Annotated in this window: 9 protein-coding genes and 1 pseudogene; all 10 read left to right on the forward strand. The window is 42.8% G+C overall.

The features are described 5' to 3' along the window. Positions 1-160: TldD/PmbA family protein (locus tag JJE29_07945; GenBank protein MBK5252545.1), on the forward strand; the 160-nt coding region annotated here is incomplete at its 5' end. Between the two features lie 3 nt (positions 161-163). Further along, positions 164-1,576, forward strand: coding sequence for a tRNA lysidine(34) synthetase TilS (gene tilS / locus JJE29_07950; protein ID MBK5252546.1), 1,413 nt, complete (start codon positions 164-166; stop codon positions 1,574-1,576). A gap of 54 nt (positions 1,577-1,630) precedes the next feature. Further along, a complete protein-coding gene (ftsH, locus tag JJE29_07955) occupies positions 1,631-3,673 on the forward strand; it encodes an ATP-dependent zinc metalloprotease FtsH (protein ID MBK5252547.1) in 2,043 nt (680 codons plus the stop codon). A 66-nt stretch (positions 3,674-3,739) separates the two neighbouring features. After that, positions 3,740-4,141 (forward strand): thioesterase family protein, encoded by a 402-nt coding sequence (locus JJE29_07960; GenBank protein MBK5252548.1) that lies wholly within the window; start codon positions 3,740-3,742, stop codon positions 4,139-4,141. 70 nt (positions 4,142-4,211) lie between these two features. Then, a pseudogene (locus JJE29_07965) lies at positions 4,212-4,850 on the forward strand (hypothetical protein). A gap of 576 nt (positions 4,851-5,426) precedes the next feature. Next, complete coding sequence (locus JJE29_07970) at positions 5,427-7,103, forward strand: methylmalonyl-CoA mutase family protein (GenBank protein MBK5252549.1); 1,677 nt, start codon at positions 5,427-5,429, stop codon at positions 7,101-7,103. A gap of 20 nt (positions 7,104-7,123) precedes the next feature. Then, the gene (locus JJE29_07975) at positions 7,124-7,522 is read left to right on the forward strand and encodes a cobalamin B12-binding domain-containing protein (GenBank protein ID MBK5252550.1); all 399 of its coding nucleotides are present in this window, start codon (positions 7,124-7,126) and stop codon (positions 7,520-7,522) included. 87 nt (positions 7,523-7,609) lie between these two features. Further along, positions 7,610-8,539: a methylmalonyl Co-A mutase-associated GTPase MeaB gene (gene meaB / locus JJE29_07980; GenBank protein MBK5252551.1), complete on the forward strand. Its 930-nt coding sequence runs from the start codon at positions 7,610-7,612 to the stop codon at positions 8,537-8,539. Between the two features lie 75 nt (positions 8,540-8,614). Further along, positions 8,615-9,016: a methylmalonyl-CoA epimerase gene (gene mce / locus JJE29_07985; GenBank protein ID MBK5252552.1), complete on the forward strand. Its 402-nt coding sequence runs from the start codon at positions 8,615-8,617 to the stop codon at positions 9,014-9,016. Positions 9,017-9,047: 31 nt separating this feature from the next. Next, positions 9,048-10,595, forward strand: coding sequence for a methylmalonyl-CoA carboxyltransferase (locus JJE29_07990; GenBank protein ID MBK5252553.1), 1,548 nt, complete (start codon positions 9,048-9,050; stop codon positions 10,593-10,595). Positions 10,596-10,747 lie beyond the last annotated feature (152 nt).

Below are 10,747 nucleotides of genomic sequence, written 5' to 3' on the forward strand. Positions count from 1 at the left end.
AACCGATGCCGTCCATCAAATAACGATTGCCGGCAATTTTTTCGAGATGCTTATGGATATAGAAACCATATGCAGTGATTTGAAATTCATAATGCCTGGATCGGGACATGTGGGATCGCCAAGCATTTTGATTGGGAAACTTGATATTTCAGGAGAATAGAAAATGGACATGCTTGAAAGATTTAAGAAAAACATAATTGAAAAAAGATTGCTAAAAAGAGGGGATACGGTTGTTCTGGGTATTTCAGGAGGGCCGGATTCTATTTGCATGCTTTCTCTCTTTTTAAGACTCAAGGAAGAATGGGACTTAATATTGATACCCGTGCATCTCAACCATCTGCTAAGGGGAGAAGATTCTGTAAGAGATGCATTGTTCGTTTCTGAGTTTTGCAGACAAAACGGACTGGAATGCCTTTCCTTTGAAAGGGATGTATCAGGTATGGCTGCAAAATGGAAAATTTCCATAGAAGAGGCTGGACGAAGAATAAGGTACGATATATTTATGTCGGTAGCAAAAGATAACAATAGCAGATGCATAGCCCTCGGTCAAAACCGGAACGATCAGGCGGAAACTATATTGATGCGCATGATGAGGGGTACAGGTCTTAAGGGTCTTGCAGGCATAGAGCATAAAAGGGATAACCTGTTCGTTCGGCCCATATTGATTTTTAAACGGTTCGAGATAGAGCGTTACTGCGTAAGAAATGAATTGAATCCGCGCACAGACCTTACCAACCTTGAACCGGTATATACAAGAAATAAAATCAGGCTGGAGCTTTTACCCTACATCGAGGAGAATTTCAACAATAAAATAATAGATTCGCTTTATCGTATGGGGGATATGCTAAGGACTGACAGTGACTTCATCGAAAATGAAGCGGCAAAGGCATTTGATGAAATGGCTAAAATTTATGAAGGTGGAAGGGTTTCTATTGCGAGGAAAGATTTTGATCGAGAGCACAGGGCAGTAAAAACGAGAATACTGAGGCTTGCCATTAAAATTGCCAAGGGAAATCTGATAAATATAACAGGTGAACGCGTTTTATCAGCGATAAATGCAATCGAAAGGACTTCGGCTAAAAAGACGATTGAATTTCCGGGATCAATTGATGTGACTATACAAGGAAACCTAATTGATGTTTCCATAAAGGAGGTTTGCCAAGCAACGGCGGACTTCGAATATGTACTCAAGATAGGGGAAACACTTTACATTGAGGAAACAGGCGATCTGATTGAAATGGAAGTGGTTCCTTTTTCACAAGCATTTAATATGCGAATGGATGATAGGACTGTTTTCATAGATGCAGGCAAAGTTGATAGTGAATCGCTTAGGGTAAGAAACAGGAGAATGGGAGACCGATTTTCTCCCCTGGGGATGAAGGGGACAAAAAAACTAAAGGACTTTCTGATTGATGAAAAAGTTGAAAAAGGAAAGCGTGATTCAGTGTTGCTTCTTTGCGATGAAAATGAAATTATTTGGGTTGCCGGGTATCGGATGAGTGAACTTTACAAGACTGATTCAGACACTAAAAACATGCTTAAAATAACGATTCGGCAAGCTTGTTATGAAAAATGAAATGTGTTAGAATGAAAAGACGCAAGTTTTAATGCATGTGAAGGGGGTATATTTTTGAGAAAGTATTTTAAAGGTGCAAGCTTCTATATACTAGTATTCATCATAATAATTATGATTGTACAGTTTTACGGAAGAGCGCCGCAGGAACAAAAAACCTTGGATATGTCTGGGTTAATAAATGAACTTACAAACGACAATGTCCAGGAAATCAATTTAAATGAAAACCAAATCATAGGCGTTCTCAAGAGCGATGGTTCAACATTCGCCGCCTATATTCCCAAAGTGATTGCTACGGATTCGTTTGTAGCAAGATACATTCTTCCGGGATTGGAAACCGGACAGATCAAGTTGACAGGAGAACCTCCCGTTCAGACACCATGGTTTATAGATATTCTTCCATCGATATTCATGGTTCTGATTTTCGTAGTGTTCTGGTTTGTATTCATGAACCAGTCTCAGGGCGGCGGCGGAAAGGTTATGTCATTCGGGAAAAGCAAAGCCAAACTGCACAAAGAAGATGATAGAAAGCAAATCAGTTTCGACGATGTAGCCGGTCTTGACGAGGAAAAGGAAGAACTCAAGGAAATAGTTGATTTTCTGAAGAATCCGAAAAAATATATTGAACTAGGTGCGCGTATTCCAAGGGGCGTACTTATGATTGGTCCTCCGGGAACAGGAAAAACATATCTGACGAGAGCCGTTGCGGGAGAAGCGGGAGTACCGTTTTTCAGCATCAGCGGATCCGAATTTGTTGAAATGTTTGTTGGAGTAGGAGCTTCGAGGGTAAGAGACCTTTTTGAGCAAGCCAAGAAGAGTTCTCCTTGCATTGTTTTCATTGATGAAATCGATGCAGTCGGACGAAAAAGAGGCGCGGGTCTAGGCGGTGGACATGATGAAAGGGAACAAACCCTAAATCAGCTCCTAGTAGATATGGACGGATTCGGAGACCACGATGGAATCATAATCATTGCAGCCACCAACAGACCGGACATACTTGACCCGGCTTTGCTGAGGCCTGGAAGATTCGATAGACAGGTAAGCGTAGGGGTACCCGATGTTAGGGGCCGTGAGGCCATATTGAAAATTCACTCTAAGAACAAGCCTCTCGATGAGGATGTAAACCTTAAAGTGCTTGCAAGAAGAACGCCGGGATTTACGCCCGCTGATTTGGAAAATCTTTTAAACGAAGGGGCTCTGCTATCTGCAAGAGTAGACAGCAAGACCATTAAAATGGGTACAATAGAGGAAGCCATAACGAAGGTTATAGCTGGACCGGAAAAAAGAAGCAGGGTAATCAGCGACAAAGAAAAAAGACTTACAGCATACCACGAGGGTGGACATGCTGTTTTGGCCAGATTGTTGCCCGACACGGATACTGTCCATCAGGTTACAATAATTCCAAGGGGTAGAGCTGGTGGTTTCACGATGCAATTGCCCAAGGAAGACAAGTACTATGCCACGAAGTCCGAAATGGAAAAGCGTTTGATCATACTTTTGGGTGGCCGTGTGGCGGAATCCTTGATTCTGCATGATATAAGCACCGGAGCCCAGAATGATTTAAAACGCGCTACTGAGATTTCCCGAGCAATGGTTACGCATTACGGAATGAGCGAAAAGCTAGGGACAATGACCTACGGAAATGGTGACGAGGTATTCCTTGGCAGGGATTTGGCAACGATGAAGAATTATTCTGAAGAGGTAGCCTATGAGATAGACAAGGAAATACGTCGAATTATGGATGAATCCTATGACCAGGCAATGAAGCTTTTGCAGAAAAATGTGGATAAGTTGCATCAGATTGCTGAAGCGCTTCTTGAAAGGGAGACAATCAATTCGGAAGAATTTGAGTATATTTTCCGAAACGACTTTGAGAAATTCATGGCTAACCCGGAAGAAGCAACCAAAGAAATCGAAGATGAGAGGAAAAAGGAATTCATGGAATTGTACGGCGATGAAAATGAAAACGGAAAAATCGCTGAAATAATAAGAGATCCAGAAGCCAGCCGAAAGGCAATGAAAAGCATAAAAGAAGAAGAATCATTATCGGAATCGGAAGAAAAAGAAGATCTAGAAAAAACATCCGGTGAAGAATCTTAAAACACGTCTCCGGCATGAACTTCATGCCGGAGTTGTTTATAGAAATGAATAAAAAGGGAGGGCCTTATGGACTTTAATTTAAAAATAGGAATGAAAGCGAGCATGGAAATCATCGTAGACGAGAATCAGACTGCTGCAAGCTATGGGAGCGGCGGGGTTAAGGTATATGCTACACCTGCGATGGTAGGACTTTTAGAGAACACATCGCTGAATGCTGTTGATCCATTCTTGCCGGATGGATATGCGACTGTAGGTACCCACTTGGACATAAAGCACTTAGCGGCAACGCCTGTGGGGATGAAAGTTATTGCCAATGCGGAACTTATAGAAATGGACAGAAAAAAACTTGTTTTCAAGGTAGAGGCTTTTGACGAAAAAGATAAGATAGGAGAAGGCACTCACAGTAGATTCATTATAGAAAAGAAAGCATTTTTAAAGATGGCAGAAGAAAAAGCTTCTGGAAAATAGAGGGGCTTGATTTGGCATGGAAGCGAAAGCTTTCATGCCGTTTTAGGTTAATGGACAAAGCTTTAACGGAATGCTAATGAATCCATTCATTTTAATATTCGCGTCTGCGTTTTTTGGACTCCTGCTTGGTAAAATTGCCTTGGGCAGATTCAAAGTAGGCGTTTCGGGAGCGCTTTTTAGCGGACTTGTTTTGGTATGCCTAGTGGGATATGCCTTTGGAAAATGCGGATTGCCTATTGGCAATTTGGGTAAGTTTACATTGGGCTCAACGGGAGGCGTTTTGTTCGCGGCGCTCGGGTTATGACACATTGGGAGGTTTGGACCCTTTGTTTTCAGAATGGACAGTTACTTCCTAAGCGTACTTAGACAAATATCATTGGCCTTCTTTCTTTCCATAGTCGGATTGCGCAACGGCTACGCTGTATTTGCGGCCTTGAATGAATCGGGCGTTGGATTGGCTCTCTCGGCTTTGATTATCGGGACGGCGTCCATGGCGGTTGGTTTTTTGATAGGAAGATACGTGTTTAAGATAAATTGGATTATGCTTTCCGGCGCCATTTGCGGAGGAATGACCTCTACTCCGGGTTTGGGCGCGGCTATAGACGCCGCGGAGAGCGACGATCCTGCGGCTGGCTATGGAGCTACATATCCCTTTGCACTTTTGGGAATGGTTCTATTTACCCTTATGCTTAATGCGTTTACATATTAATGAAGGTTTTCAAAAGGAATATGGCATTAAAATGGCGAGGTAGGTGGAGAACAGTTTGCTACAGTGATGAAGATGTGCTTATAAAAGAACATCCCGAAAAAAATGTAATGTTGTGATAACTACAAGTTTAATATACAATGTAATATATGCTACATTGTATATTTTGCATTGCTGATGCGACGGATTTGAGATATTCAAAAGCCGCGAGCTTTTGAATATCTCTGATGGCTGATGGAAAATGAAATAAATGATGCAAAATTCAATCTAAAACGTTGATTTTATCCTTTGGAATAAGAGCATATATTTGAAGGGGAAGGGTTTCGCGGTTGAAACATTGTGCATAAGGGCGAAGGATAACCGTGACAGCAATGATTTCAAGCGATTGCCAAATCGTATACAATTGTTAAATTATACACATGGCGTTTTGAATAAAATCTTTCAAAATAAGTATGTATACAAGTATATTTTTAAAGCGAGAGAAAAAAGGCTCTTATATTTATGATATATTATAGGCGATACTCATAGATTTTTTCGGGAATAAAAACATATAGCTTTAAAATCCAAAGGAGGAACATCATGTTTGACAGGGATAAGCTTGATGACATTAAAAACGAGGCGAAGTCTTTTGAAGAATCAACTCAAAAGGCAATTCAGAAACGTCCCGAACGCAAAGAAAATTTCATGTCTGCTTCAGGCGATGAAGTAGGGAGGCTGTATTCTCCGGCTGATATGGGAGACATCGATTTTATGGATGATATAGGTTTCCCTGGACAGTATCCGTATACTCGCGGCGTCCAGCCGACCATGTATAGAGGCCGTCTGTGGACGATGAGGATGTATGCCGGTTTCGCAACGGCAGAAGAATCCAATAAAAGATATAAGATGTTGCTGGCTCAGGGAGGAAGCGGCCTTTCAGTTGCTTTTGACCTTCCGACTCAAATAGGATATGACTCCGACCATTCACTCTCCGAAGGAGAGGTTGGAAAAGTAGGGGTTGCAATAGACTCGTTAAAGGACATGGAAATATTGTTCGGCGGAATACCGCTCGACAAGGTTAGCACATCCATGACCATCAACGCGCCCGCAGCGGTTCTGTTGGCAATGTATATAGCCGTTGCAGAGAAGCAAGGCGTTTCAATGGACAAGCTGAGGGGCACCATCCAGAATGATATCCTAAAGGAGTATATTGCAAGAGGTACATATATATTCCCCACAGAACCATCCATGAGGCTTATAACAAACATATTCGAATACTGTTCTGCGAATGTTCCCCAGTGGAACACAATAAGTATTTCGGGATACCACATAAGAGAAGCCGGATCAACAGCGGCGCAGGAAGTTGGATTTACATTGGCGGACGGGATTGCATATGTTGAGGCTGCCATTGCGGCGGGTCTTGATGTGGATACGTTTGCTCCGAGGCTTTCGTTCTTCTTTAATGCACATAATGATTTGCTTGAGGAGGTTTCCAAATTCAGAGCTGCTAGGAGGCTTTGGGCAAGGATAATGAAGGAAAGGTTCCATGCTAAGGATCCAAAATCAATGATGCTTAAATTCCACACGCAAACTGCAGGTTCTACGCTGACAGCTCAACAGCCTGACAACAACATTGTGCGTGTAGCGATTCAAACACTGGCCGCAGTTCTTGGAGGGACACAATCATTGCATACCAATTCGAGAGACGAAGCACTTGCGCTTCCGACCGAAGATTCTGTAAGGATAGCACTCAGAACCCAACAGATAGTGGCCCATGAAAGCGGCGTTACGAATACGATTGACCCGTTCGCAGGATCATATTTCATAGAGAGTAAAACAAAGGACATTGAAGATCAGGCCTATGCCTATATCAAAAAAATCGACGAGCTTGGGGGAGCACCCAAAGCAATCGACAATGGATATATTCAACAGGAAATAATGGATGCTGCATATAGATGCCAAAAGGATATCGAGTCAAAGAACGCAGTAGTGGTTGGCATGAACGAATTCATGATAGAAGAAGAACCACCCAAGGGCTTGCTTAGGGTTGACATGTCAGTAGGCGAAGGGCAAAAGAAAAAATTGCAGGAGCTTAAAGCCGAAAGAGATAATGAAGATGTTAAAATCAAGCTTGAGTTATTAAGAAAAGCATGTGAATGTGATGATAATGTAATGCCTTTAATATTGGATGCGGTAAAAGCCTATGCTACGCTTGGAGAGATTTGCTTGGTCATGAGAGATGTTTTTGGTGAATATCAACAGTCGGTTCGAATATAGGAAACGGGAGGACGATTGAAATGGAAAGAACCATTAGAGTATTAGTGGCAAAACCCGGTCTTGACGGACATGACAGGGGAGCCAAAGTAATTGCAAGGGCTTTAAGAGATGCGGGAATGGAAGTTATCTATACAGGACTCAGACAAACACCTCAGCAAATAGTGAATGCAGCCATCCAAGAGGATGTGGATTGTGTAGCTGTAAGTATTTTGTCGGGAGCTCACAACACCTTGTTGCCTAAGATTGTTGAATTACTAAGAGCTGAGGATGCTGACGACATACTTGTTGTAGGCGGAGGTGTAATTCCGGGCGAGGACATACCTTTCCTAAAGGAAAAAGGCATTTCGGAAATATTCACCCCTGGAACACTTACAGACACAACCATTGAATATATAAGAAGCAACATAAAAAGAAGATAGCAAACAAGCATTGGCCGCGTAAGCGGCCAATGAGATTGTTGATTGTAATTTCAGGTCGAATTGGTCAATCTATCAGGTGGTGAAAAAGTGGAAATAAAGAAGCGATTGTTAAAAGGAGACAAACGGGCGGCGGCAAGATTAATAACAATGATTGAGAATAATGAAGCCGAAGCCATTGATATTCTAAAGGATGTATATGAACATACCGGAAAAGCATATGTCATAGGAATTACGGGACCCCCGGGAGCGGGTAAAAGTACGCTTACTGATAAGCTGGTAAAGCATTTAAGAAAGCAGAACAAAAAAATCGCAATCATAGCAGTAGACCCGACTAGCCCGTTTACGGGAGGAGCAATCCTGGGAGACAGGGTTCGCATGGGAGACCTGAATACAGACCCCGGTGTTTTCATAAGAAGCATGGGTGCCAGGGGGCGTCTAGGCGGCTTGTCGGAAGCGACAAGGTCCGCGGTCAAGGTTTTGGATGTGTATGGAGCTGACTATATTTTCATCGAGACCGTGGGTGTAGGCCAATCCGAAATAGATATAGTTAAGACCTGTGATACGACTCTAATGGTAATGGTTCCGGGACTAGGTGACGATATACAGGCCATCAAGGCGGGAATTATGGAAATAGGCGATGTTTTTACAGTCAACAAGGCTGATAGGGATGGAGCAAAGAGAACAATCACAGAGCTTAAAATGATGCTTGATTTTAACAAAGGTGAATGGAAACCGCCTGTTATACCGGCAGTTGCGATAAACAATGAAGGTATTGAAGAGATTATTGAAGGTATAAATAATCACATGAATCATATGAAAAAAACCGGTGGATTCAAGGAAAGAAGAATTGCCAACTGCAAATTTGAAATAATTGATTTGATACAGCAGCGCTTGATGAATACTTTGCTTGACAACTCTAAAAGGGAAGAAAGGATAAATGAATTATCCGGAATGGTTGCATCGCGTGAGGTGGATCCATATACGGCTCGAGAAATGATATTTAATGAAATGAAATAAAAAGCGGCAAGCTTTTGACCTGCATGGCAAGAGACAAACGCCGCCCATTTGAAATTTGAATTAATGAGGAGGAAAATGATGAAAGCTCTTAAAATCGATCACATTGGAATAGCTGTAAAAGATTTGGAAAAAGCTTTGGAATTCTATGAAGCCCTTGGAATGAAAGCTGAGGGAACAGAAGTTGTTGAAGAACAAAAGGTGAGGGTGGCATTTCTTCCTACGGGCGATTCGGAGATTGAGCTGCTTGAGTCGACATCGCCAGATGGGCCAATTGCAAAGCATATTGAGAAAAAAGGCGAGGGAATTCAGCATCTTGCACTGAGAGTCGAAAATATTGAAGAAGCGATTGCCGACCTTATGGAAAAAGGCGTTCGCATGATAGACGAAAAGCCGAGATATGGTGCCGGTGGCGCTAAAATAGCTTTTGTTCATCCTAAAAGCACAAATGGAATATTGCTTGAACTTACGGAAAGGTAAATCCGACACATAATTAATGGGAGGCCCAGGAATGGCAATAAACAAATTAGAGCAACTAAGAGAGAATAAAAAGAAAGTAATGCTTGGAGGTGGCATCAAGCGCATCGAGAAGCAACATGCATCAGGGAAATTGACGGCGCGCGAACGCATTGGATTGCTTTTTGATGAGGGAAGCTTTGTAGAGCTGGACGCATTCATGAAGCACAGATGCAACAACTTCGGGATGGAAAAGATCAACACGCCCGGAGAGGGAGTAGTAACCGGATACGGGAAAGTCGAAGGAAGGCTTGTATATGCATTTTCACAAGACTTCACAGTAATAGGCGGTTCCCTTGGAGAAATGCACGCAGCAAAAATTGTAAAAGTGTTGGACAATGCACTTAAAGTCGGAGCCCCTGTAGTTGGAATAAACGATTCCGGAGGCGCGAGAATACAGGAAGCAGTAGACGCACTACGCGGGTACGGAGACATATTCTTCAAAAATACAGTTGCATCCGGAGTAATACCTCAAATATCTGCAATAATGGGACCATGCGCAGGCGGAGCCGTATACTCGCCGGCCATAATGGACTTCATATTCATGGTTGAAGAATCATCAAAGATGTTCATAACCGGTCCACAAGTCATAAAAGCAGTAACAGGCGAAAGCGTAACAGCGGAAGCCCTTGGTGGAGCCACAACCCATAACACAAAAAGTGGAGTGGCCCAGTTCAAGGCGCAGACAGACGAAGAGTGTATAGAAGAGATAAGAAGACTGCTGTCATTCCTTCCATCAAACAACATGGAAGAAGCTCCGTTTGTAGAAACACAGGACGACCTCAACAGGCTTGTGCCGGCTCTTGACACAATAATACCTGACAACCCCAACAAACCATACGACATGTATGAAATCATAGCAGATGTGATTGATGACGGGGACTACATGGAATACCAAAAGCACTACGCGAAGAATATGATAACATGCTTCGCCAGAATAAATGGTCAGAGTATAGGAATAATAGCCAACCAGCCAAAAGTTCTTGCGGGATGCCTTGACATAAATGCATCCGACAAAGCCGCAAGGTTCATAAGGACCTGCGACGCATTCAACATACCGCTGCTTACCCTCGTAGACACCCCCGGATTCCTTCCCGGATCAGGACAGGAATTTGGAGGAATAATACGCCACGGAGCAAAGCTTCTTTATGCATACAGCGAAGCAACGGTTCCAATGGTTACTATTGTAGTAAGAAAATCCTATGGTGGAGCCTACCTTGCAATGGCATCAAAGCACCTTGGAGCAGACCTGGTTCTCGCATGGCCAACCGCGCAGATAGCAGTAATGGGGTCGCAGGGCGCCGCAAACATCATATTCAGAAAAGAAATAGAAAACTCGGATGACCCAGTAGAGACAAGGGCCCGAAAAATGGCAGAATACGATGCCGAATTTGCAACGCCGTACAAAGCTGCAGAGAGAGGCTACATCGACGATGTAATAGAGCCCTCAGCTACAAGGCCGAGAATAGTCGATGCATTTGACATGCTCGCTTCAAAAAGAGAAGTGCGTCCCGCCAAGAAACACGGAAACATACCTCTTTAAGTAGAAAGTAGAAAGTAGAAAGTAGAAAGTAGAAAGTAGAAAGTAGAAAGTAGAAAGTAGAAAGTAGAAAGTAGAAAGTAGAAAGTAGAAAGTAGAAAGTAGAAAGAAAGGCAAAAGCAACAATAAAAGCAACAGGCAAGGAGACATACTGC

Source organism: Peptostreptococcaceae bacterium, assembly GCA_016649995.1.
Classification (GTDB): Bacteria; Bacillota; Clostridia; order Peptostreptococcales; family BM714; genus BM714.